The sequence below is a fragment of the Nitrospira sp. MA-1 genome (genome assembly GCA_032139905.1).
In the GTDB taxonomy this organism is placed as follows: Bacteria; Nitrospirota; Nitrospiria; order Nitrospirales; family UBA8639; genus Nitrospira_E.
In genome coordinates this window covers 179,868-205,528 of record JAQJDB010000005.1, presented here as the reverse complement: position 1 = coordinate 205,528, position 25,661 = coordinate 179,868, and the positions used below count along the sequence as shown (strand labels likewise).

Below are 25,661 nucleotides of genomic sequence, written 5' to 3'. Positions count from 1 at the left end.
GAACGGAAACACCCAGTCAGTTGGAGAAGTTGCCAACCGGATCACGGCTTTCCTCAAGAGAAAGTCCATTACGAAGGAGTCACATATGAAAATCGCATTCCTCATGGTGGTGCTTGCTCTCACTGCCTGCGCCGAAGGCCGGTGGGTGCATCCGACCAAGATCTCGGTGGAAGAAACCCAGGAAGATTGGGATACTTGCAAGGCCGAAGTGCTGTCGGGAAAGGAGCATGGGAAAAGTTCGTTGGCGGGCGGCATCAACCTGAGTGGATGCATGCAATCAAAAGGGTATCGCTACGAAGTTCCACCGCCGCCTAATTCCAGCATGGATATTCCCACGAACCACTGACGCTCTCCTTTTCACTCCGACTGGAATAAAATGTTGGAATTTGTACTATTTTGAGAGGAGCCTCAATTTTTGGTCTTTGATTCTCCCTCCAAGTACCCTCCTCATGTTTAACTTGATCATCGGATTTTTGAGTGAACCTTAGGGCTAGGCCCTTTCCCCTCTTGTGCGTTTTCCCTCCATTTGATAGACAAGACTCCTGTTTGTGTGGCCCTAAAAATTCCCATCTGATCGATTTGAACCCGCCAAGATGACGGAACAATAAAATCACAAAAAACGACCGACACCATGAAGGCCATAACCTGGTTCATTAAAAACCCTGTCGCAGCTAACGTTCTTATGGGGCTAATTGTCCTTTCCGGGCTCGTCGGCCTTTTCACGGTAGAGAAAGAAGTGTTTCCCCGTTTCAGTCAGCAGACGATCGATATCCACGCGTTCTATCCGGGAGGCAGTCCTGAAGAGATCGAACAACGGATTTGCATCCCTATAGAGGAGGCCATCCATAATTTACCGGGGATCACCCGCCTGAAAACCACAGCCGGGCAAACTGACCGAAAGGAAGCCGTCTGTGCGATTCGCGTACAAGCCGCTGAAAACCGGGACCTCCAAACCCTCATTGGAGCCATCCAGACCCGGATCAGGAATATTCCACACCTCCCGAATGGGATGGATCGCATTGAGGTGAAAGAAGGGCGTGCTGACGATGACGACGGAGTGATCTGGGTGGCTCTCTACGGCCAAACCGATATGATTTCGTTAGTCCGTCTCGGAGAGGAAATCAAGGCGGCGCTCTCACGTATTCCAGGAGTGGAGGAAGCTGAAAATTACGGATACATTCCTTACGAGTTAGCCATCGAAATTCCTTCGGAACAGCTCCGTCGATCCAAATTGACGCTCAGCGAGATTGCCGATGCCGTGCGGCAAAGCTCCCTCAATCTTCCAGGAGGCCTTCTCAAGTCCCAAGCCGGCGATGTCATATTGCAAACCCAGGGCCAAGCCATCGATGAGGCCACATTTGGTAGTCGAGTTCTGCTCCCCAGCTCAAATGGCAACATGGTTCACCTTCAGGATATCGCCACCATCCGGGACGGATTGGCTGAGCAAAACTTTTCATGGCACCACAACGGTTTTCCCTCGCAGGGTTGGGCTATCTATGCGAAGCAGGACGAAGTCGCGGTCGCTCGACGCGTTAAAGCCTATGTGGCAGAGATGGCCCCACGGCTCCCGGAAGGCCTGAAGCTCATTTACTGGTACGACGATTCTCAAGCGTTCGACGAACGAGTCAGGACGTTGCTGGAAAACGGGATTCTCGGTTTTATCCTCATCTTCCTCCTCTTGACCCTTTTCCTGAATCGACATCTCGCGATTTGGGTGGCCGCTGGGCTGGCCACGGCGTTGCTGGGAGCGTTAGCAGGCATGTGGGTGCTGGGCGTTTCCCTCAACATGCTCAGCCTATTCGGATTCGTGCTCGCATTGGGTATTTTGGTGGACGATACCATCATTGTGAGTGAGAGCATCAACCGGCATCAGAATGCCGCGACACAGCAACTCACCGGAACCGAATCCTCAAGACGTATGAAAAAAATCATGCGTTCCGCGACCATTGACGGGGTCAGGGAAGTGGCCGGACCGGTCACCCTGGCCGTGGTGACGACGGGGATCGCCTTCCTCCCAGGTCTGTTCCTTTCTGGATGGGCTGAAGCGTTGTTAGGCCCTATTTGCATGGTCATGGTGTTGGCATTAGGATTTTCTCTTGTCGAGGCCCTGTGCATTCTGCCTGCTCATCTGACCACACCCGTTCCCGTATCAACCCGATGGATGGCCACCCTTCGGCAACGAGTGACTCGCGGGCTGGAGGCTTTCATCCATCGTGCCTATTTGCCGTTGTTGGATCGGTCATGTCGCCAACCTTATTTGATTATGGCGTTCTGCGCTTCAGCAATCATGATTACCGCCGCTCTGGTTTCAGGAGGCCATGTCCGTCTTACCATCCAAGCCGATGTGCCGAAAGATACGATTACCCTCTATCTCAGCGTCCCTCCTGATGCGCCATTTGCGACCGTACAGAAATTGTCAGCTCAGATTGAAGATGCCTACAAGCAATTACGCTATTCCCTTGAAACCCGCCAACCACCTGAAGAGGCCAGCCCCGTCTCCGGGATTGAGAGCATGATCTTTGACAATTGGTCTGGATTCTGGGTCGAGTTGGCTCCAGACGCTCGACAGCGATTTTCAGTCGAAACCATCGCGCGGGAGTGGCGAACCCATATTGGCGATATCGGCAAGGCCAAACTCGACTTTCTGTACAGACAGGGAGACAATTATTACGACCTGGAATGGGCAGTCCGCGCGACCGACTCCGAAACCATGACTGCTGCGCTGGGCACACTCACCGAACACCTTTCCAGCCTTCCTGGGGTGTTTGATGTAACGCATTCACAAATCAAGGGTAAACCACAGCTGAGCCTGCAACTCCGACCGGAGGCCGAGCGACTCGGGCTGCGTCTTGAGGACGTGGCCACGCAAGTGCGTCAGGCCTATCTGGGGGAGGAGGTGCAACGGTTCCAGCGTCAACGTGAACAAGTCAAAGTCGTGGTACGTTTGCCCCTGAATGAACGACGTGAATTCGATGATTTTCGGCAGTTACCGATCCTGTTGCCCACGGGTGACCAGGCCCCCCTGGAAGTCCTGGCGACATGGCATTGGCTTCCTCAAGCGGAAAGCATTACACGAGAGGATCGACAACAGTTGGTCTGGGTCAGAGCTCGGCTCAATCCGGACCTTGCCGATGCCAATGCCATCTATTCGACGATGCAAACAGGGTTTTTCGAAAACCTCAGGCAGCGTTTTCCGGGATTGAGTATCACTGTCGGACATACCCGACAAGAACAGATCGCAGCCTTCGAAACACTCGGACGCAATGCTCTATTTGCGGTAGGAATCATCTATGCCCTCTTAGCCGTCGCATTTCGTTCGTATCGCTACCCTCTGCTCATTCTTCTTGCCATTCCCATGGCCTGGGTAGGGGGTGTGCTCGCTCACCTCGTCCTGGGATTTCCCCTTTCCATGGAATCGTTAGTAGGAATGATTGGCGCCAGTGGAGTAGTCATCAATGATAGTTTGGTCTTGCTCAATTACATACAACGACGCAAGCGGGAAGAGACCACCCTTAATCAGCAAAGTCTTATTCGCCAGGCCTGCGAAGTTCGCTTTCGCCCGATTGTGCTCACGTTTCTGACGACCTTGGTAGGCCTCGTGCCCATGTTGTTTGAGACGAGTGCTCAAGCTCAGTTCCTTGTTCCGATGGCCGTCGCATTAGCCGCAGGACTTTTTGGAGGGTTGGTCGCCACGTTATTGCTCATTCCGGCCACGACTCTGATTTTGGAGCATTCCCACTCCCGAACCCACCCTACCACCCTGTCACGTCATGGTGGGACACCCGAATATTCTTGAATTTGCGCAAACGATGCCATCTCGTGGGGGATTGGGCCCACTCAAACGTCTCCTAGGTAGGAAGACACAGAGGAAGGCGTCGAAATCCCATGTGGTCATTCTTGCTGGCCATTAGCTAAAAAGACCCAACGGATCGAACGTGAACGATGCACCCGGCTCATAGCTCACAATGGTGAACAGAATGCCGTCAGTTTTCCCGAAGTATGCGTTTACAAATTCTGATTCGGATCCCCACAACAACGCATTCCACGCTCTTGTGAGGTCTATAGCCCATAAGATGGCCAAGGACATTGATTCGCCGATTTAGCCTCATGTCTGAAACAGGCAAACCTCTCATCATGACGGTCGGAGTCTGTCTCATCCTTCTGTCGGGATGTCTATCCACCCCGGAACGGGATGGCGAAGTCATCATGAGCCAGGTACCCGAGCAATGGTCCAAGATTACGGACAGAACCGTCGAACGTGTCACGGATAGTTGGGTGGACACGTTTCACCTCCCGATACTGACGGCTATGGTCCGCGAGGCGTTGGAATTTAATCATGACCTCAAGGCCGCAGCGGCTCGGGTAGAGATTGCACGAGCCAATGTGCGAATCGCTGGCGCTCCCCGTCTTCCTCAGGTCAATTTTTCCCCGGACTTTCGCCACGGCCGTTTCGGGACATTCGATAGCGATGTCGCCAACGAGAATTACAGTTTCCTGGAAGTAGTCTTTAACCTTTCCTGGGAACTGGATATTTGGGGACGAATTCGTGCCTCGCAGGAGGCGGCTGCATTGGACGCCATGGCCGTGGGAACGGACTTGCAGGGAGCCGCATTATCGCTCGCGGCACGAACAGCACAATCCTGGTTTGAATTGCTGGAAGCAGGCCTTCAGGAAAAGGTCGCCTCACAATCAGTCGCCGATCGACGTATGCTTGTGGAGCTGGTCCGAGGGCGGTTTACCCGCGGGCTCACACCAGGATTGGATCTGGGGTTGGCGCTGACAGACCTCGCCAACGCTGAGGCTCAACTGGCCGACACACAGAACCAGGTCCAGCTGACCGCCCGCAGGTTGGAAGTGTTGCTTGGTCGTTATCCCGCCGGCGAATTGAATGCCCAGTTGCCATTACCGGCATTACCTTCAACGCTTACAGCGGGGGTTCCGTCTGAATTGCTCAGTCGCCGACCCGACATTGCCGCAGCCATGGAACGCCTGCGTGCAGAAGACCAGCGGTTCATCAGCGCCAACCTCGCGCTATTGCCGCGCATCACCTTAACGGGGACCGGCGGCACCAGGAGTAATTCACTGAAAGAACTGACGCAGCCCGGGTCCCTTGCATGGAATGTCGGAGCCGGCTTGCTCCAACCCATCTTTGCCGGAGACCAACTCTACGGTGAGATCGCACGTAACCGCGCGGCCGTCACCGAAGCCATGGAGAATTTTCAACAAACCGCTCTGGAGGCATTCCGTGAAGTAGAACAGGCACTGGCAGCCGAAGAACAATTATCGGCACAGGAACAAGCTTTGTCAGAGGCGGTGAAGCATGCCCAAGCCAATCAACAGATGGCGGTCTATGCCTACCGTCATGGATTTACGACCATTCTCACGTTACTCGACAGCTTCCGGGGAACCTTAATGGCTCAAAGTGCTCATTTGACCGTCAAACGGCGCCTGCTGAACAACCGCATTGATATATATCTGGCACTTGGAGGCGCCATATGACGCGAATACTGCTGCCCATCGGCGTGCTATCGATGGGATTACTCACTGCTTTCCTCCTCCTGACCAATCGCTCACAGCCGGAGGCGGAAAGTCTCCAGCCGGAGCCGCCACGTGTTGAGGTCATTGAGGTCCAACCTCAAAGCGTGCGTGTGACCGTGACCTCGCAAGGAGTGGCGATGCCACGCACAGAGATTGATCTGGTCACAGAGGTCGCTGGCAAGGTGATTCACGTCCATCCCGCCTTCGCCGCCGGCGGATCTTTTTATCGTGGAGACGTCCTCGTGGCGGTGGATCCCCGGGATTATCAATTCGCGCGGATTGAAGCCCAAAGCCGACTCGCGGAAGCCCAACGGCTTTTGGCCCAGGAGGAGGCGCAAGTCGAACAAGCACTCAAAGAATGGCAGGTGCTTGGTAAGGGTGAAGCAACCGCGTTGGCGTTGCGCACACCACAACTACGGGAAATACGTGCAAAAGTGGCTGCAGCCAAAGCGGATGGGGCAAAGGCCAAACTTCAGCAGATCCGCTGCGTGCTACGCGCACCGTTCGATGGACGAATTCGGGCTAAGCATGTAGACATGGGCCAATACATCGTTCCAGGAGAAAAAGTCGCCCGCCTTTATGCCACTGACAGCCTGGAAGTGCGTCTCCCCGTATCCATGGAACAATTAGCATTTATAGACATCCCATGGATTTCGGAAAAGAACGGATCAACCCATACGGCACCTTCCGTAACCCTGCACACCACCATCGGCGGAATCATGGGTCGTTGGGTTGGATACATCATCCGAACCGAAGGCGCATTAGAACCAAGCTCCGGGCAGCTTTCCCTTGTCGCACGCGTCTCGGAACCGAAGTCCGATCAACACCATCGGCGACCGTTATTACCGGGAACATTCCTACAGGCGGAGATCGAAGGCCGGGAATATCACCAGGTCTTTGTCCTACCACCCGCCGTTCTCAACACCAGGACGGAGCAAGTCCTGATCGTGGATGACACTAACCGGCTCAAGCTTCAACCGTTGGATGTATTGAAATCTGAAACCGATCGTCTTGTCGTCCGCGGAGGGTTGCAGGCCGGGGACCAGGTCGTCGTGTCCGGTATAGACGTTCCGATAGAAGGCATGCAGGTCACAATCGCCCCCCCTTCGCCAATTGTTGCACCCATCCCCTGAACATCCCAGATACAGAGGACGGCTTTCCTCCATATTGCTTCAGGCATGAAGTCGTGTGGCATTACGTTCAAGATAGTGAACGTTTAGCGAAGAAAAAAATTCAAGCAATCAAAACGTCACCCGTATAAAACTTGCTATCTGGCAGGGAAAGGCCTGAAATTATTCCATGTTGACACAAATCCCATCAATTGAGGGTTCACATTGCAAACCGATCTAAAAAATATGCTCATGGCATCGGTTAACGATCAAGGTGTACTTTCGAAAGAGTCATCGCAGGACCTCGTTCCATGGTGGAGCTTTACAAAAACTTTAATAGCTGCCTGTGCCCTTCGCCTTGTTGAGCAAGGCCACGTCAAATTAGACAACTCGCTGGAGGGAAAACCCTATACACTTCGGCAACTGTTACAACATCGAGCCGGTATCGCAAATTATGGAGGCCTCAGGGCTTACCATGAGGCTGTCTCCAGGGGAGAAGAACCATTGACCACCGAGGAGCTGCTAGCGCGCATGAATGTGGAGAACCTTCGTTTCAATCCCGGTCAAAGATTTATGTACTCGAATATTGGGTACTTCTATGTTTGCCGGCTCATGGAAAGGATTACCGGCGAACCACTTTCCCGATGTCTCCATCGGTTGGTTTTTGGTCCTCTAAACTTAGGCTCTGCACGAGTCGTTGAAACCCGTGAGGACATGGAACTTTCGACCTTTAAGACAGACCATGGTTACCATCCCGGATGGGTGTACCATGGTTTAATTATGGGTTCTGTTGCCGAAGCCGCACTTGGCTTATATGGATTATTGAATGGAAAATTACTTCGGACCCACTCACTCAACGAGATGCTTCAATGTTATCCGGTCGGAGGTGAAATCCCGGGGCGCCCATGGAAAACGACAGGCTATGGTCTTGGATTCATGATTGGTCAGATAGGGAGGGAAGGTATGGCACAATCTACACGGGCAATCGGGCATTCCGCTGCCGGTTCAGGCAGTGTCGGTGCCGTCTATCATTTTCCCGATACTTCTTCGAAAAGGACGATAGCGGTTTTTGGCCCTTTCAAAGATGAAGGGATCACTGAGGCAGCTGCATTACAAATTGCAATGGGAATTTAGCAATCCGTCAGCAAGATGGACCGAAGAGCCTGTTTACATTTCGAGTCCTAAAAAAAATATGTGGCTGTGTGAATCACAAGAAGTATTTCAGGATGGCTTAATGCGAAGGAGCCGGTAAAGTCCTCGGAAACAGACCGGGATGATCGAAGTCATCGATACCAAACTGTCTGGAGACAGATAAGAGATTGGAAATTGAAAGGACTTCTATGAAAGGTGGCATCTCCGACCTCATAAAAGACTGCTCCTGGCGTCCCCTAAGCTTGCTTTGCTTGGTGTTCTTTGCATGAGCTTGGCGCATTCTACGTATTAAAACTTAGCAATGCGTAAGGTTTTGACATATTCGTTCGTCCTCCTATTCGTAGGTGTTTTTCCATTTGGCTTTCACGTCAGGAGCCCAAAAGGCCATATCTTTGATTTCCAAAGCTCGTCGAACGAAATCATCTAACACCTGGATCACAACGTCTTCCCGGGTTGCCGCTGCAGTGTTTGGCGGATATGCGCTGGCGTATGCCTGCACGGCCTGGCTTTCCATTGTCCTGCCTTTGGCCAAATCCGAAGCTGTGCTGACTGCCAGCATGATGTCCTTCCTGATCTATACGGGAGCCATTCTCTGCGCGTTTGCGACAGCCACCCCGATGCGGGCATGGGTCGTCCTCTTGATTCCCACCGTGCTCTTGGGGGGCATGACGTTGCTGATAACGTAAGGCGGGATGTCAAGTCGAGACAACCTACAGGAAAAGTCACTGATCCATGAAAGAAAGCTTCACACAGTGCATGGATTGGCTCCATACCTGGGCAGGCCTGCTCTTCGGCTGGCTGTTGTTTGCAATCTTTTTCACCGGCACGCTGACGGTGTTCGATCAAGAAATCACCTATTGGATGAAACCGGAACTGCATCATGTCATCCCTTCCCCGCTTAATGTGGATGCCGCCGTGCGAACTTTGGAACAGTTTGCCCCGCAGGCCGAACGCTGGTCGATTGAGCTGCCCAGCGAACGCACACCGGTCTCCACCATTCGATGGAGCCAGGACGGTACGTCCGTTGCCAGGATGATCAATGCCAAGACAGGACAGCCCATCACTGTTCGTAACACTCATGGAGGAGAATTTTTCTATCGATTTCACTATCAACTCTTATTAGACCAGGCCGGCACTTGGATCGTGGGCGCCGCGGCCATGGCCATGCTGGCCGCCTTGGTGACCGGCATCATGATTCACCATCGCATTTTTAAGGACTTTTTTACCTTCCGCCCAGGCGCCTCGTCTCATCGGTCCTGGCTGGATGCGCACAATGTCACAAGCGTGCTGGCTCTTCCGTTTCACATCATGATTACCTTTAGCGGCCTGGTAATCTTTTGGTCGATCTACATGCCGGCAGGATTACAGGTTCATTATGATGGCGAGATGGAGGGCTTCTGGGCAGAGGCTGAATCCTTCATTGAACCGGAGAGAGCGAATCAGCCGGCTCCACTGGTTTCATTGAGAGACCTGGAACGCGAGGCCCGGCCCTATTGGCAGGGAGGTCAAACCAGGTCGATCCTGGTAAGTCATCCGGGCGATCGTCATGCCCTGGTACATGTTAATCGTCAGTCGACCGATCGCTTGAGCTTATATAGCGACCGCGTGAGTTTCGATGGGGAAAGCGGTGCACTTCGGACCGTCTGGATCAATTCCAAACCTGCGTATATGACTCAGTCGGTCCTCTCCGGATTGCACTTTGTGCAATTCGGCGGTGCCACTATACGGTGGCTGTACTTCGGCATGGGATTGGCGGCAAGCGCCATGATTGCCACAGGGTTGGTCCTGTGGGTCGTGAAGCGGCAGGGGCGTCACACTACAACCGACGCAGTGGGATATCGGCTCGTGGAAGGAGTGAACGTGGCGGCGATAGCGGGATTATTGGCGGCCACGGCGACGTTCTTTTGGGCCAATCGTCTGTTGCCTGCCGACCTTCCTGCACGTGAACTCCGGGAGTTGCAGATATTTTTCACGGCCTGGAGTCTCTGCCTGGGGCATGCCTTAATCAAAAAACTTTTCCAACTCAGGCCATCTTTGCGAATATGGAAAACACAACTGTCCGTCGCGGCCCTATTTTTCATACTGCTGCCGGTCGTGAATGTTATCACCACGGAACACCATCTGTTCATGACAGTGCCAAAAGGACAGTGGGAGGTGGCCGCGGTGGACCTCACGGCCTTGATAGGCGGATTAGGATTGGGCTGGACCGCTAGGCGTCTTGACCAACTTGCACGTACATCATCCCGTCCCAGGCCCTCCCACCCGGTCGCTTCGGGTGGATGAACGCAAACGAGCCGATCCTGACATGGATATCCTCGTATTCCTACTCTCTTATGCCGGGTTATTTACCTTGTGCCTGGCCATGCCGAAGCATTTTCAGGACATGCTGGGCAAGCCATTTCTTCCTTCCAGCCCGTCCTTGTTAATACTAAAAATCGTAGGATGGCTGATCCTGGGACTATCATTTGCTATGGCTGTCGACACTGCGGGATGGTCATTCGGCCCGGTCCGATGGGTAGGTTATCTTGCCATCGGTGGACTCACGCTGATCTTTGGGCTTCCGTTTGCTCCCCGGCTCGTCCTGCTATTGGGTATTTTGACCTGCTGCGGCGGACCCCTCGCGGTCTTGGTTTTTTTGTTAGATTAACGGAATGGTCTTTCCAGCTTTTCCGAAATAATCAGCATAGCCAATGTCTTGAAGGGAACGCTCTGACCGAAAGGTTAACCTGGAAAATATCTGCAAAAAATCCCGGATATAGCCATTTACCCGGCATGTTGAGAATGACCACAGCCACGAGGGAATCACCCGTCCCCGATCAAGGTTAGTTGTTTGCTTTCTGACCCTGAACCTCCGCCCGTAAATTGCGCACAGAGACCTCGTTCGTCGTCGAATCGCGAATGAGGTTCCGTGCGCGCATTGAGGCAGTCTTCATGGACAGATTTCCTTCCCTCGCGTCCTTGGCCAAACGCAGAATTTGATTATAGAGTTTTCCGGATTGTCCATGAGATTCCAGGCTGAAGGCCTCCAATTCCTGTTGAATCTTGCTCCATTCATCCCTGACCTCCGCCCAAAACTCCCTGGTTTCGTTCCAATAGTCTTCGGCAACCTGAATTTTAAACGCATCCGACGACGTATAGGTGTTCACACCCATCTCTCTAGCCAGAATTTTCGGGTCGGTCCGTAGGATGATTTTCGAACTGTCTTGTTCATGTACCCACCCGTTCGGAGTTAACGCCTGACGATTCACGGAAATCAGAACATCATAATCGTCCCGCTTGGTCCGTTCACGCCGTGGAAGGGGGCGCCAGGTCGGAGGTGACATCCATGCGGACTCCCCGTGGCGGTGTGTCCATGCCGCAACTGCGGCATACCTGGGGCTATCATCAACCTGGTACACGAGCTGGGCCCAGTTCCCTCGGCGTTCGGCCTCATCCAGCTGGCGGATTTGCCAGACATTGCGGCCGACATACTCAAACTGTTGTCTCGGTTCATAGATCCAATCCTGCCGCCAATGCTTGATGGGCATTTGGTCTTCCCAAATCCCATCAACGACGAGAATGTGTTGAAGGCTAATGAATTCACCGTCGTCGCGGATCACGCGAACGATTTCATAGCCATCGACCTCATACGGCTTTTTGAGCTGATATCCCTCGACGAACGAAACCGTCTCTCTGAAATCGAACGTTACACGGTAATTACCCGCCATCGCGAGGATGGCTTCGCGATCGCGCCGAAATTTGTCATCCTTTTCCGTCGCTCCCGGTCCCTGATTTTCTGCCAGAGCAATAGCGCCCCAACAACACAACACGAGGAAGACGGTCATCAGAAACGTTTCGGACACCTGTCCCGATCTGGCCGTGAAGAGGATAAATCTTGCATTCATTGGCCTTTCCTCCACAGTACATTTTCCCAGAAGGTTTTTCCAAAGAGGACCTCGTCCGGCATGAACGATCCGAAGGTAGATTTTTTCCGTTGAGAAGAAAAAGAACAAGTCATACACTCCCACCATCTTTCCTGCAAATTACAACGGGGGCGGCATTTCCCAAGTTCAGAAAATGAGCATCAGGCGAGATCGTTACGACCCAAATTGTCGGGCCACTACAACACGGAACGGACAGCACATGGTGATCCATTTTTCATTAAATAGGGAAAGATCTACTGCGACCATATTGCCGCCGGTCAAGGGCCAGAGAACATCTAATTCGGTAGGACCACTAACGCATCAATGCGCCGATTCCCAAACTTCCAGACAGTTCCGGGACAATGAAGTTCAGGAACTTCCATCGTCGAAACTTCTCCACGCTATTCGAATTCTTTCTCATCCTCTCAAGGCCACAAGGATTGTTTGGCATCAATGCAGGTCGAATCCATGAACCCGTCCTCACAGAAGCGTCGGAGTGTGGTTATGTAGGTCCTTGCACCCAATCTGTCATGCAGATCCTTTCGACGTAGGTCGAAATCTAATAATCAGTTTTAGGCCTTTCCGTAAATTAGCCCACGGAGTCTGGCAATTCCAGTACTTATTCACACGAAAGGATCGGACACCCGTTGTACGAAATCGTAAAACCCTGCTCAAACATCAGGTGCCAAATCAGGTCGGCCCTCCTCCATGCAGACCACTGCGTAAGTTATGTCATACCGCCGTCCATTTCTCAGGATCCCACGTTTTCTGAAATTTGAGCGTCGAAAAATCTTATCTAATTTCCAAATTCTCAGAAAAACTCAAATTTGAGAGAGCCAATCACGGTTAAAGGCGCACCCGTGTAGACGATTTCCCTAAAATTCTGACTGCCGGTCATGTACCGTTGATCCAGAAGATTCGTAAAGTTCACCGCAGCCAGCAAATTAGTTCCTTGGGAAAAATTCGGCTTACGGTAATACAATGCCGCATCCATTCTGACAAAGCCCTTCATCTTGAACGGCGCCTGGCAATTGGCCGGATCCTCACATTCGAAGACACCATTCCGTTCGCCTTGCGCATACATACCGATTCCGGCCCCGAAGCCCTTCACCACGCCTTCTTGGAAAAAGTAGGTTGTCCATATGCTGCCTTGGTTATAAGGGACGTTGGAGACTCGACTCCCCTCACGAAACATGACATCTTTGCGGACACGCGTATCGGTATACGCATAGTTGGCAATGATCTCCCACCCAGGCAATATCGTCCCGGCCACATCGAGTTCGAACCCTCTGCTGCGCTGTTTGCCGGTTGCCTTGGAAAACGCGAATCCGTTGGCCGGATCGGCCGTCAACACATTCGTTTTGTCGATTTGAAACACCGCCATGGTGGTCCGCAATTTGTTGTCAAACAACTGAAATTTGAAACCACCTTCCCATGCTTTTCCACGCTCGGGATTAAAAAGTTTTCCGTCGATGCCTCTTGATCCGACTGCTTGGGGTACGAAGGACTCCGTGTAATTGGCGTAGATGGCCATGGGCTTCCACGGCTGGTACGTTATCCCCACCGACGGGCTGAATCTGTGTTTGGTCTGTTTATCCTTGTTCGTGTCGGGATCAAAATCATTTGGGCGGTTGGTGAGTTTCTGTTCAAAGATATCGAACCGGCCGCCTCCATGGACATGGAGGTTTTCCAGGAGGTCGATTTGATCGCCGAAATAAAGACCGAAAATATAGTTGGTTTGTTTGGTATGGCTGAATTCATCAAGAGGAATGTCTACGAACTGCTTGTCAGATGTATCGAAGATATTAATGTAGCTGAATCCTCCTGGTGTGGTTGTATCACCACCGAAATCCGAGTAGGCTTTTGCCGAGGAACTCTCTCGACCCAGTTCGATGCCAAAAAGGGTTTTATGCTTAATCGAACCGGTTGAGAATTTGCCGTGGACTTCGTTTTGCATGTAGTTGCTTGAAACGTTCGTCGGTAATTTAAATCGCGCCAGATCGAGAATTCCATCACTTTCAGGACCGACCAAAAACCAGGACTCCAGAGCGTCATATCGGCTGCTGGTCCAAGCCCCTCTATACGCAGTGCGCCATGTGAACATATCATTGAATTCGTGCAGAACTGTCGCGGTGACCTTACCGCTATTATTCTCATCCTTTTTTGTCGGGTCTCCGAGGAAACTCTTGATAGAGATCGGCGCAACTCCGTCACCGATGGCCACCAACCCCCGATCGATAGGGGCCTTATTATAAAGATATTCACCCTCAAGCCGGAACGTCGTCCGCGAGCTGATGTCCCACCCGAATACCGGGGCGAGAAAAGCGCGTTTTGACTTGACCCCCTCCCGATAACTTTCGGCCGATTCGAACATGCCATTGAATCGATAGGTCAAGGTCTTACTTTGGTTCAACGGCCCTCCGAGCTCTACCGTCGGGCGGTAGAGTTCATAACTGCCGCCAATCATTTCTCCGGAATAAAAAGCGTTCTTCAAAGGGGCTTTCGTAATTTGATTGATCACACCGCCGGGATCGGAACGCCCGTAAAGATAAGACGGCGGCCCCTTTACCACTTCAATGCTCTCAAGGTTGATAATGTCGCGTGGAGCTCGCGAACTAAATGTGCTGTCGTCCCGAAAGCCGTTCTTGAACACATTCAGATCGGACGCAAAGCCCCGTATTATGAAGGTGCCGCCCTGACCGCCTTGTGTACTGGATTGATAGGTACCACTCGCATTTCGAAGCGCCTCGTTCATACGAATGACCTTCTGGTCTTCAATCACCTCCTTTGTCACCGTTTCAACCGACCGGGGCATCTCCTGGACGGGAACAGGAATTCTGGAGGCACTTGACACATCTTCGGTGGTGTACGGACGATCACGAACATCCTTCACCACAACCTCCGGCACCTTGACCGTCCTTGGCTGGGATGTTTGGCCATTCACGCTTTGGGAGGATTGTTGTACGGAAGTATCCGCCAGAGGCACAGGGGGCAGGACTGCAGAATTCCCCCCTTTACTAATCCTCACGATCTGAGGACCAGTTATACGATATTCGAGGCCTGTACCTGACAGTAAATGCTTCAGGGCGGATTCCGGTTCATGCGCACCCGACAAGGCCTTGTTCTGAAGGCCTTCAGCGATCTCCGTGCTATAAAATAATTGCCATGAACTTTGTTCCGCAAAGGCTGTCAGTGCGGTATTCAGAGCTTGCGAAGGAATGTCGAACCGAATTGACTCTTGCGCGGATGCAGAGTTCGTCAAATTCCCCAGGAGTTGGAGGATCACTAAGGTCAGCCCCATCAACCATCCTGACACTCGCTTTCGCCTGAACTCCTTTGCTTTCTGTCTTTGTGCTCCTACACTAGTTTTTGACATCGTTTCACTTCCTTCCTAAATCATCATGTGAATGAGGTATGGTATATATAAAGAAAAAAATGATGGGCCATGCCGCTAACTCTTCAGGTTGCTGGCCAAGCGCGGCTCAAGAAGAAAGCACCGCTTCTCTTTAGGAAATTCGATTTCAAGGTGAGCACTTACGACAAAGAAGGTCAGCCTCCCTTGAACATGCCTACTTCACAAGACGGTTCAGCAGAAGAAACCCAGACAGACAAAATCCAAAAATTTTGCAGGAGCGATCCCTCTCCGCAAAAAGCGAACAAATGTCTTTTTTCCGCAGGAAGGTTTGTTGAGTGAAAGGGGATAGGGGAGTAAGGAATCTTATTGGAGGACAATTAATCGATCAGTGAGATGCAGCGAGGCAATAGGCAAGGTCCGCTCAATCGTGGCCACAGCGGAGTCTAAACTATCAAGATCGAATACACCGCTGACCAAATGTTCTCGAAGGGTGTCGTTGAGAATAACGATGTGTCCGGACCGGTAACGATTGATCTCTTCCACCACCTCAGTCAAGGGGGCAGCCTCAAAAATAAGTCTTCCACGCTGCCAGGCTGTGGCTATGCCTAAATCTACGTCTTTCACTTCACTCAATCCGGAGTTGGTCCCAAATTGAATACTTTGACCGGATTTCAGACGTGCGGAGGAGCTGGGCCTTTCGTGCCCTGGCGGAACCGACACATCGACGACACCTTCTACCACCGTCACAAGGACAGAGCGATCCAACTTATAGACGAAGAATTCAGTCCCAACCGCGCGAATCATTCCTTGGTCGGCTTGCACAATAAATGGCCGTGAGGGATCCTTGGCGACGCGAAACGCCGCTTCTCCTTGCAGCAGATCCACACGCCGCATATTCTGGGAATAGGCAATATTCAACGCAGTATGTGTGTTTAATTGGACAATACTGCCGTCTATAAATTCCCATGTGGCTTGCTCTCCCGTTCCGGTGGAATAATCCGCCCTCCAGTCGATGAGGAAATCGGATTGAAAAGTATAGGAAAGAGCCAATACCGCAATAGCGGCGACGATCACTTTCCAAACCCACCAGTCTTGCCTGTAAAAATATGCTGATGGGAAAAGAGGGTGCCGAATTGTCCGCTGAGTCTGTCCGCGGACTTCCCCAGATCTGTCCGGAATGATTAGTGAGTCTCGCAATCCTTCCATACCATTCCAAATTCGGAACGCCTTCTCCATGGCTCGCTGATGCGCCACACTTTTCCGGCACCACAAATTCGCTGCACGACGGTCTGCATCAGTCGTCTCCCCTGATGTGAGGCGGACCATCCACGTCACAGCTTCGGCTTCCAGACGCTCTTGTTCGCTGTCCGGGCAATCAGCGTCCGACATCTGACAGTTCCCTCCTCCCAACCTGTTGAATATTGTGCATCGGATAATACCCTGCGCCGTTCAAGAAATTCACTATAAGAACGATTCAATCGACAAAAACCGGATGGTCCACACATGAATGACTCCATCTTACTTTTTTGTTTTCCCACACAGGGAGATTGAATGAAGGGGAGGAGGACTGCGCCAGATCCAATCAGACCCTACAGTTTATTAGAAAAATTATGCGGGTGGCCCGATAAATACCAGGGACACGAGGGAATTCAGTAGCCCCTGATGTTAAAAGGGAGAGGTTCAGAAAAAACGGCTAAAGCTTTTGGGAGGATTCCGCTGCCTCGTTCAGTCGGCGACGGCATTGATTGAGTGCACGGGCGATATTTTTTTCGACAGTACTCATACAGATATTCAACCGATTCGCGATTTCACGATGCGCAAAACCTTCATATCGATTCAACAAAAAAATTTCCCGACACAACGGCGACAATTCCTGAATAGCTTGAAGGACAATCCTCAATTCTTCTTTTGCTACCAGAACCGATTCCGGCGTGGATGAGGTATCCGCTTTCTCAAGCAGGAGAGGCTCCTCTTCGGAGGATGCCATTTTCCATCGTATTTGCGTTCGGAGATGATCCGTCGCCAAATTGGCAGCAATCCGAAAAAGGTAGGATCGAATGTTACGAATCGACTGAAGATCTGATAATTGAGATAAGCGAAGGAAGGTTTCCTGGGTTAGATCCGCAGCAGTCGCCTCACAAGAGACACGACTGATGAGAAAACGCTTCACCTCTTGCCTATGCTGATCAAACATTTGAGCCACCTGTAATTGCATCATATCCATGATCTTCCTATTTATGGCAGAAAGTCCTTCAATCTGGTGCACTTTTTCAACTCCAAAACCACTGTCACCCCTTGGTAGCGCTTATCCACAAATTTTCGCAATCCCATAAAATGAAATCCGTTACACGTGGAATCTTCTTGTTTTATCCATTAAAAAAGCCCAATGTGCAGTTGCATCATTGGGCTTTGGTCTCTCGGATCTCTAGCCTCTCATTCGAACCAGCGCCGCTGGTGTTGTATGTCATTTAAATTTTTCAATAGAAAGAAGTAGCCATGGCGATCCGAAGAATGGTCCTGTAAACCTAAAAATTGATATTGATTGTTATTATTAATATAAACTAAGCCTGTTCGTCAATCCCTCTGAAACCATGAAAACAGGGTTACCTCAGTTCATATGAATTTTCGTCAAACTAAAATTCCCCACTACTCTCCTCCCTAACCAGGACCTGGCTTTAGTTGCTTCCGGTTAATTCATCTTAAGGATTTCGATTATTTTCATTCCGCTTTTGTTAAAAAATGCCGAAGAGGCAATCTTCATGTGGCCACGGGGCATGCTGTCCTTCGTTACCACACCGCCATACAGTCGATCTGGATTACCCTTTTGCAGCGCAGCTGTGATTAGGAACTTTTCACTTTTTTGAAAGGCAGGAAAGTCTGAGTATCAATTTTTCAACCACGCCCTGGACTTTTTTGAGGATCGACAAAAGAGCCGCTTAGGTAAATACCGATATACCATTTCTAAGTTGAGCTGAAATAAGCAGTGGACCCCATGTCTTGGACAGAACATCTCGGATGCTAAGTGAAATCTTCTGCGGTATATTCCTCTTCAACGAAAGGAGCAGAAGATGGCCCGACGATCACGACGCAATCATTCCCCGGCGTTTAAAGCGAAGGTGGCGTTAGCCGCCGTTCGGGGCGACCGGACTCTCGCCGAGTTGGCTGAGCATTTTGACGTCCATCCCAATCAGATTCAAGACTGGAAGAAACAGCTCATCGCGAAAGCCGACCATGTGTTTGGCTCCGGTCTAGCCGAAACGGCCACCCAGGAGCAGCGGCAACAACAACTTCACGCCAAGATCGGGCAGTTGACGATGGAGAAGGATTTTTTAGCACACGCGCTTGGGCACAGCCGATGACTGAGCGCAAAGCGATGATTAGGACTCGGCAACCCCTTCCCGTCACGCGGCAGTGTCAGTTGCTGACCGTGCCACGCTCCAGTGCGTACGCACGCTCACAGCCGGTCGCAGCAGCCGACCTCACGTTCATGCGTATCCTGGATGAAGTGTATCTGAAGTGGCCCTTCTATGGCAGCCGTCGCCTGTGCGCGGTCCTCCAACAACGAGGACATGGAGTCAATCGCAAGCGGGTGCAGCGTCTGATGCGACAGATGGGCCTGCGGGCCATCTATCCAAAGCCACGGACCAGTCTTCCCGGGCACGGACACAAGATTTATCCCTACCGCCTGCGTGGCCTCACCATCACTCGGCCCAATCAGGCCGGGGCGAGCGATATCTGCTACATTCCGATGGCCAAAGGCTTTATGTATCTCACGGTAATCATGGACTGGTATTCGCGCCGGGTCTTGGCTTGGCGGGTGTCGAATACCCTAGAGACCGAGGCCTGCGTGGAGGCCTTAGAAGAAGCCCTGGGGCGCTATAGAGCCCCGGAGATCTTCAACACGGATCAGGGAGCGCAATACACCAGTGAAGCATTCACGGCCGTGCTCAAATCCCACGGCGTGACGATCAGTATGGATGGCAAAGGTCGGTGGGTCGACAATGTGTTCGTCGAACGGCTTTGGCGGAGCGTCAAGTATGAGGACGTGTATCTGCAAGCATATGAAACCCCAGCGGCTCTACGTATGGGCCTGACTCACTATTTTCAGTTCTATAACACGGAACGGGGCCATCAGGCGTTGAATCGCCAAACACCAGACGCGGTGTATTTTGCCGATCCCAGAGAGAAACAAGCAGCCTAATGAAAAGCAGAAATTTCACTTATCAAGCTGTCCAGAAATCGGGGTCCACTTCTATACTCAAAATTTCAACACACTTGGCGGCCGGGTTGGGACAGTATCGCTCCGCTCTGGGGAAGTCTCTGTGGGAAAAAGCTATCACCCCCTCCTCACGCCTCCTTTGAAATTTTTGAAAGAAGAGAATACAGTAGATCGGTTCCGGTAAAACGCGTTTCGATTTGGGAGCTTTTGGTTTTTCCTTCACTATGGATTGAACGCACCTAACCTTTCTGGAATAGGTTTTCCATCATGAAACGCATCCTCCTTGTAGATGATCATGAAATGGCCAGGAAAGCCATGAAGCTTTTTCTTGAGCACCATGGGTATGCCTGTGATGAAGCCGAGCATGGAGCCGCCGCTCTGGTCAGGTTGGATCAAGGACCGAGTGTGGATCTCATCGTTTCCGATAACTTCATGCCCATCATGACAGGGATGGACTTTCTCCTCCACACAAAAGCCAATCCTCAGTTCAGCTCCATCCCTTTTATTCTGTATTCGGGAAACATCACCGACGAAATGTCCCAACGGGCAAATGAGGCAGGAGCCCTAGCCGTGCTGAGCAAACCATACAATTTTTTAAATTTTGTAACGTTGGTCAATAAAACGCTCGAAACACCGTAAATCATCAAGGGGGCACTCCCGATGTCCATCATCTCCAAAAGATTGCGATAGCTCAGATTGGACCTAATGTACTAGGTAGCCTAGAGAAGCTTTCCTTTCGCACCTGCAACGACTTTGCGGAAGGATCAGTGAAGCATGCTCTGAGACATGGTCAGACACCCGCCTTCACGAACCACGCAGGCAATCACACCAGAGGACAGGTCATGGGGCCACCACTTGAAAGAGATTGCTGTAGTCGTCTGTCCAGATAATTTCTTCGAGAGAACGCCAGGGTACGATCCGGATGTTGACGAAGAAGTCATCCAAAAATGCCTGGTTGTTCGTGACCAGAACCCAATCACTATAGCTATTCCCTTTCCCATGATCAGCCATGTCCTTGATCCACAGGGCCTGCTTACCTGACTCTCTGGCCAGGGCCCGGACTACGGGGCTGAAGTCAAAGTGAAGGTTTGTGATATGGAGGGCGAGAATCCCGTCAGGTCGTAGATGCTCCCAGTACAGAGCAAACGCCTCTCTCGTGAGGAGATGCACAGGAATGCCGTCGCCACTGAAGGCATCTACCGCTAAGATGTCGAACTGCTGTCGATGCTTGTTCCTCAATTCTCGTTCGAGAGAAATTCGTCCATCTCCAAGGACAACCTGCTGGGCTCCCTGGGCGTTTTTGAGATACGTGAAGTACTCCCTGGCCATTCGATCCACGTCAGGATTGATTTCATAAAATCGATAGATATCACCAGACCGGGAATACACTGCGGTGGTGCCTACCCCCAACCCGATGTTCCCGACGCGCAAGCCCCCTTGCGCTTTCCTGTCCTCGAGTGTGTTCAACCTCTGTTGTCGGGGATGACGGTTGATGGCCAAGCTGATTCCACTGAACGGCCCGTAATAGGCAGTCGGGTACATGTGCCGACGGGGAGTTAGGAATTGCCTGCCATGGTTGATGCGACCATGATAGAGGAAACGGCTGGCGGACTCCGTCCCTCTCTCCGTCTCCTTCACTCGGAGAACACCATAAAAATTACGCGTTGTCAGGATGGTGCTCGCTTGCTCCTCCTGAATATGCAGGGCCAGAAAACCTGCAAGCGTGGCAATTCCCCCAACAAAAAAAACCCTTTCTGACCAGAGAATGCGTGGTGATCTGAGCGGATCCCTCGTCCGAAACAGGCAGATTGCCAGGAGCATCATCGTGGCCACCAGCCCAAAATGAAATTCCCAGTATCCTTTAAAGAGAACAGGTGCGACCAGGTTGACAAACACCCCCCCCAAGGCTCCTCCCAACGCGACCATGAGATAAAAGGATGTGAGAAATCTGGCGGGAGGCCTCAAGCGAACCAGTTCGCCATGGCACACCATGCAGCAGGCAAAGAGGACGGCCGAATAGATGAAAATTTGGATATAGACAATGACCTCCGTCTCCGCATATTCCTGGTGCAGCAGGTAGACGACCGCGGAGAGCAATACCAGCAACACGGGCACCCAGATCCGTCGGTCGTACCATCGCGGGTGATCAAAACACAGAATGAAGGAGATAAGGTAGAGACCCAGCGGGAGAACCCAAAGAAACGGGATGACCGCGATATCCCGACAAATCTGATTCGTGCTTGCTAGGAGGACCACTGATCCGCAAGCTGCTAGGGAGAGGATCAGGAAACTCTCCGGCAGACGCGGCTTTTTGTCTTGTCGATACTCAGGATTTTCTGAGGATTCGCTTCTCAGGGGGAATCGAAACAGCGGTAAGGCCCCCCAGGTACACATGACCGCGTACAGTCCGTACCCGGCCGACCAGAAGAGGGTCTGCATTCGCAACCCCAGTTGCGGCTCGATAAAAAACGGATAGGAGACCAATCCCAAGAGAGAGCCCAGATTGGATAAGGCGAAAAGCCGATAGGGTGCCACAGTGGGATGGACTCGGTTGAACCAATGTTGCAGGAGAGGGCCAGAAGCCGAGATGAGGAGAAACGGCACCCCAATCGTCACCATGAGGAGAAGAATAATCGCCAGCATGGGGTCCTGTGTCACATCCGGCTTCCATACATCATCTGGGGTGATAGGGAGAAAGACCAGGGAACATACCACCAGACCGAGGTGAACCAGCGCCTGATGCCGAGGGGAGAGGTGGCTTGCAAGAAGATGGGCATAGCCATACCCACCCAGAAGAAAGACCTGGAAGAAGAGCATACACGTGGTCCAGACCGCCGGGGTGCCACCAAACCAGGGAAGAATATAGCGGGCGATGATGGGCTCTACTTGAAACAGCAGAAAGGCACTCAGAAATATCGCAAAGGCGTACGGGAGGACAGACACCGGTGGAATTTTTGGTGGGAAGGAAGTCATGCCCTTAATATTGACAGACTGTGGCGATGTGACATTGTTCGCAGGCGCAGCCGTTTTTGCAAGGTCATTGGCGGGATTATGACTACCCTGGCTCTAACTGGTATGTATCAACTCTTCATTCAGTTCAGATCCATGCACTCGGTCCGTCCTTTAACGCGTTGAGAATCAATCCGATGTGCCCTGAGTCGGAAAACAATAACACGACTGCGTGCTCCGCCAAGCCCTGTCGTGTTTAACAAATGGCAAGATGTTAGGCTATATATCCGCTCTGGACGCTGCACTCTCCACAGGTCCAATTAATGCCCATTTGACTTATATTGACCATACCTTGCAACTGCTGAATTTTTACAAAAAAAGGGAGAGGTCTCATTGACCTCTCCCTTTTCTGAAACGTATTGGTGTTCTGGTTAGAACCGGCTACGACGTTTATCTCCGCCAAAATCTCCACCGCCGCCACCATACCCTCCACCACCCGTGCGTGGAGCTTGGGGTTTAGCTTCGTTGACCGTCAAAGTGCGGCCACCAAACTCGGTAGAGTTCAGGGCTGAAATCGCGGCTTGCGCTTCCTCTCCCGAAGACATTTCGACAAATCCGAACCCGCGCGATTGGCCGGTGAACTTGTCGCTAATGACATTGGCTGACTCGACGGTGCCGTGTGCCGAAAACAAGTCGGTTAATTCTGCTTGAGTCGCGGAATACGGCAAACCACCTACATACAATTTTGAACCCATGGGGGTCCTCCTTTTGAAAAATGATATTGTCTTAGGCTCGAGAAAGGGTAAAACCTGGAGAAGGAGTAGGCCGCGGACGCTGCATTCATGCGACAGTGGACAGACACTTTCGAGTTATCTCTCGGGCAAAACAACACCGGTTACGGGCTTTGGTAATTTGATTGCTCATCGCCAAGCCCTAGGCGTTAAGTTCATTCAAACTAGCACAAGAGAAGGGAAGAAGATAGCCAATTCCAGTAGAAGGGAACGGAAAATTTTGACTGAAATATGGACCTGGCTCTGAGCAATTGAGGCAAGAAGGTCTTTTTCTTCAGCATTTTCAGCATTCTACGAGAAAGCCAACCCTTCCTGGCACAAAAGTGCAGTGGGGAAACACGTCAGAAATACCGTATCCAAACCAGAATTTCTCATCGGCTTCCATGCTATTTTTCCCAGGATTTCCGGAACGGTCAGGCTGTTCCCGGCCCGATGGACGGATTTGGCCTAAGCTACCTGGCTTAGATATTGATTTGTCGTTGCGAAGAGAGGGGGATAAGCGTGGCTTCCCATGATGGAATGAAGTCACAGATACCGCATTCACATTGGAAACCTGGGGGAAATCTACTCCTAGACACCTTGGAGTTCCTGCTCATAACAATTCCAAATACGAAGGGTATAATACAGGGGAGCGTGATCATTGAAACAATCAATGGGTATGGCCCCAAAGTCTCCATTGGCCCATTGGTTCATCAACTGGCGAAGGAGTTGAACCTGCCCTCCCACACCATGTTGTAGCCTTTCCAACATGGAGGGGTTATCGAAAAGCATGCCAGCTTCATCGATGTATTCGAGGAGACCGACATGTTCATAGCGACCCCACTTCATCAGGTTCATCGCACTTGGACCCCAGAGTGGTATCCGAGCAACCACATCGTTATTGTTCACAAACCGATATCCACCCACATAGAAATCTCTGGCAAAACCCTCATCCCCTACCAGCGGAGATCCAAAGGTATAGAGCCCTTGCACATTCCCATAGCGGTCAGCAGCTAATGTTGCCAGAGCCGCGCCAAGGCTATGGCCGGTAAACCAAAATGTTCGAGTCGGCTTTTCCTCTTTCAATCCATCTAAATATGACTTGAGGGGTTCCCACACTTCGTCCAACGCCATTTTAAAGCCTTCATGCACAGACCCACCTTGACCAGATACGACTAAACGGAATTTCCCGTCCGTCCACAGATCTTTTACTACCTGACGCCAAATCTCACCAGGAAGTTTCCCTGCCACCGGCTTCGGCACCTGCGTGCCGCGAAAGGCCACGATCACAACATCCTGATTGTGAGCCACATAGCATTGGGTACTTCCACCACGGCTAAAGGGCTGATTGCCTTCCACGTTTAAGCCCACCTTTGAGTATTGAGGAATCGCAAATTCATTCTCGGCATATGCCAACAAGGCGGCCTCGGCCAACCACCAGGCATTCACCAGTTGAAACCTTCGAGCCTTAAACCGGAACGGATGCTGGCTGGCCTCGGCAAAATATTCATGATTGAAATTTGGAGGTAACACCACCTCTACAGTTGGATCAGGAATAATCTTTGGCATATATTTGAATTCCTTATGGACTGAACCTACATGGGATTAAAAACAGAACCATAGAATGATTCAGATGCCATTTACTTTTCCAAGGAAGGCATGAGGCATTGCTGGGGAAACTGTGCCAAAATGATCAAATAAAATCTAGGGATGAAGCGGATAGGAACCTCGGATAGGAGAGATCGATCACAACGAGAAATTTTTATTAAACAAATGGCAAAGAACGCGGGAGATCACGGAAGAATTTAGTAACTTAACATTCTGTGGATCGAACGCAATCCTCCTCTCGCTTTGGAGAACGTCCACCAGAAATAGATTTGAGATCAGGATCGCCCTCAGGTCTCCACACTATTTTAACAGGCTATTATGGAGTTTTCTTTCATCCCCTGAACACTTCCTTCACGGAATAGCCTGAATACTGAGATACCATTTTTCTTCCCAAGGGGAAATCAAATGTGCCAGTGGCTGAAATCTGGTCCCCTTCACTATTCTCGGTGACAAATTGAAATGTTCCGGTAATATTACTATTTCCTGAATCAGTAGGTTCAGGAGCAAAATTTTCTAAAGTGATGGTTCCCACGGTATTGGTTTGGTAGGAAATGGATTCTCCTTTTTCCACCATTTCGACCTGCACATCAAAGTTTTCACCCACATTCAATGGATTGGGCGTCACCAGGTCATAATCGCCAGGCTCTGCCTTATCAGGGATTCGGAAGATAAAAAGAAATTCTCTTTCCTCCGTCCCATCTGAATTAAGGTTCGCCACCAAAAAGTAACCGGGACGACTCCCGGTTACTGGATCTCGCTCTTTCGGGGGAAGGTACGTAGCGACACCAGCCCCGGATACTTCTCCATCAACAGAGCCGGATACACTTGCAGTAAATCCCGACTGATTAGCCTTAGGCTCTTCGGAAGCGGTGTCAGTGGTTGCATTAGAACACCCACCGATGACAAGTAGTAGTAGTAAAATTAAAATTGCTGCTCTTCCAACCACTTGCTCCATTACTACCATCTGTTCCTCCCATATAAGTGGCCTCCCCTTCCCATCATTTAACCACATGAAAAAACGGTTTCCGTTTTTTAATAAAGATTCCATTCCTTCCATAA

Annotated in this window: 19 protein-coding genes; 11 read left to right on the top strand and 8 right to left on the bottom strand. The window is 51.2% G+C overall.

The window, feature by feature from the left end:
* Positions 1 to 85: 85 nt before the first annotated feature.
* From PJI16_05490 to PJI16_05455, 8 genes are all read left to right on the top strand, one after another.
* Complete coding sequence (locus PJI16_05490) at positions 86 to 346, top strand: hypothetical protein (protein MDT3777011.1); 261 nt, start codon at positions 86 to 88, stop codon at positions 344 to 346.
* Between the two features lie 285 nt (positions 347 to 631).
* Positions 632 to 3,796: an efflux RND transporter permease subunit gene (locus PJI16_05485; protein ID MDT3777010.1), complete on the top strand. Its 3,165-nt coding sequence runs from the start codon at positions 632 to 634 to the stop codon at positions 3,794 to 3,796.
* A 311-nt stretch (positions 3,797 to 4,107) separates the two neighbouring features.
* Complete coding sequence (locus PJI16_05480; GenBank protein ID MDT3777009.1) at positions 4,108 to 5,499, top strand: TolC family protein; 1,392 nt, start codon at positions 4,108 to 4,110, stop codon at positions 5,497 to 5,499.
* Entirely contained in the window at positions 5,496 to 6,671 is a 1,176-nt protein-coding gene (locus tag PJI16_05475; protein MDT3777008.1) for an efflux RND transporter periplasmic adaptor subunit, read from the top strand. Before PJI16_05480 ends, PJI16_05475 begins: the two co-directional genes overlap by 4 nt.
* Positions 6,672 to 6,872: 201 nt before the next feature.
* Positions 6,873 to 7,781, top strand: a complete 909-nt coding sequence (locus PJI16_05470) for a serine hydrolase (protein MDT3777007.1) — start codon at positions 6,873 to 6,875, stop codon at positions 7,779 to 7,781.
* A gap of 410 nt (positions 7,782 to 8,191) precedes the next feature.
* Positions 8,192 to 8,485, top strand: coding sequence for a DUF3649 domain-containing protein (locus tag PJI16_05465; GenBank protein MDT3777006.1), 294 nt, complete (start codon positions 8,192 to 8,194; stop codon positions 8,483 to 8,485).
* A 46-nt stretch (positions 8,486 to 8,531) separates the two neighbouring features.
* A complete protein-coding gene (locus PJI16_05460) occupies positions 8,532 to 10,082 on the top strand; it encodes a PepSY-associated TM helix domain-containing protein (GenBank protein MDT3777005.1) in 1,551 nt (516 codons plus the stop codon).
* On the top strand, positions 10,075 to 10,446 hold the full coding sequence (locus PJI16_05455) for a DUF3325 domain-containing protein (protein ID MDT3777004.1): 372 nt from the start codon (positions 10,075 to 10,077) through the stop codon (positions 10,444 to 10,446). Before PJI16_05460 ends, PJI16_05455 begins: the two co-directional genes overlap by 8 nt.
* Before the next feature lie 175 nt (positions 10,447 to 10,621).
* Here PJI16_05455 and PJI16_05450 read toward each other — a convergent pair whose 3' ends face one another.
* Complete coding sequence (locus tag PJI16_05450; protein ID MDT3777003.1) at positions 10,622 to 11,683, bottom strand: hypothetical protein; 1,062 nt, start codon at positions 11,681 to 11,683, stop codon at positions 10,622 to 10,624.
* A gap of 829 nt (positions 11,684 to 12,512) precedes the next feature.
* Complete coding sequence (locus PJI16_05445) at positions 12,513 to 15,077, bottom strand: TonB-dependent receptor (GenBank protein MDT3777002.1); 2,565 nt, start codon at positions 15,075 to 15,077, stop codon at positions 12,513 to 12,515.
* A 69-nt stretch (positions 15,078 to 15,146) separates the two neighbouring features.
* Between PJI16_05445 and PJI16_05440 the strand changes: the two genes are divergently transcribed.
* Entirely contained in the window at positions 15,147 to 15,395 is a 249-nt protein-coding gene (locus tag PJI16_05440; GenBank protein ID MDT3777001.1) for a hypothetical protein, read from the top strand.
* A gap of 24 nt (positions 15,396 to 15,419) precedes the next feature.
* Here PJI16_05440 and PJI16_05435 read toward each other — a convergent pair whose 3' ends face one another.
* On the bottom strand, positions 15,420 to 16,445 hold the full coding sequence (locus PJI16_05435) for a FecR domain-containing protein (GenBank protein ID MDT3777000.1): 1,026 nt from the start codon (positions 16,443 to 16,445) through the stop codon (positions 15,420 to 15,422).
* Positions 16,446 to 16,749: 304 nt separating this feature from the next.
* Positions 16,750 to 17,280, bottom strand: a complete 531-nt coding sequence (locus PJI16_05430; GenBank protein MDT3776999.1) for an RNA polymerase sigma factor — start codon at positions 17,278 to 17,280, stop codon at positions 16,750 to 16,752.
* Between the two features lie 844 nt (positions 17,281 to 18,124).
* Between PJI16_05430 and PJI16_05425 the strand changes: the two genes are divergently transcribed.
* Both PJI16_05425 and PJI16_05420 read left to right on the top strand, forming a co-directional pair.
* A protein-coding gene (locus tag PJI16_05425) for an IS3 family transposase (protein MDT3776998.1) occupies positions 18,125 to 19,257 on the top strand; the annotation gives its coding sequence in 2 pieces (ribosomal slippage) (positions 18,125 to 18,395 and positions 18,395 to 19,257; 1,134 coding nt in all).
* A gap of 285 nt (positions 19,258 to 19,542) precedes the next feature.
* Complete coding sequence (locus tag PJI16_05420; GenBank protein ID MDT3776997.1) at positions 19,543 to 19,914, top strand: response regulator; 372 nt, start codon at positions 19,543 to 19,545, stop codon at positions 19,912 to 19,914.
* A 201-nt stretch (positions 19,915 to 20,115) separates the two neighbouring features.
* On the opposite strand, the gene PJI16_05415 is transcribed toward PJI16_05420, so the two are convergent.
* The 4 genes from PJI16_05415 to PJI16_05400 form a co-directional block, all read right to left on the bottom strand.
* Complete coding sequence (locus tag PJI16_05415; GenBank protein MDT3776996.1) at positions 20,116 to 22,248, bottom strand: fused MFS/spermidine synthase; 2,133 nt, start codon at positions 22,246 to 22,248, stop codon at positions 20,116 to 20,118.
* Between the two features lie 407 nt (positions 22,249 to 22,655).
* Positions 22,656 to 22,979 carry an RNA-binding protein gene (locus PJI16_05410; GenBank protein ID MDT3776995.1) on the bottom strand — a complete coding sequence of 108 codons (324 nt, stop codon included), beginning with the start codon at positions 22,977 to 22,979 and terminating at the stop codon, positions 22,656 to 22,658.
* Between the two features lie 606 nt (positions 22,980 to 23,585).
* On the bottom strand, positions 23,586 to 24,563 hold the full coding sequence (locus PJI16_05405) for a lipase family protein (protein MDT3776994.1): 978 nt from the start codon (positions 24,561 to 24,563) through the stop codon (positions 23,586 to 23,588).
* 370 nt (positions 24,564 to 24,933) lie between these two features.
* Entirely contained in the window at positions 24,934 to 25,659 is a 726-nt protein-coding gene (locus tag PJI16_05400; GenBank protein MDT3776993.1) for a hypothetical protein, read from the bottom strand.
* Positions 25,660 to 25,661: the final 2 nt, after the last annotated feature.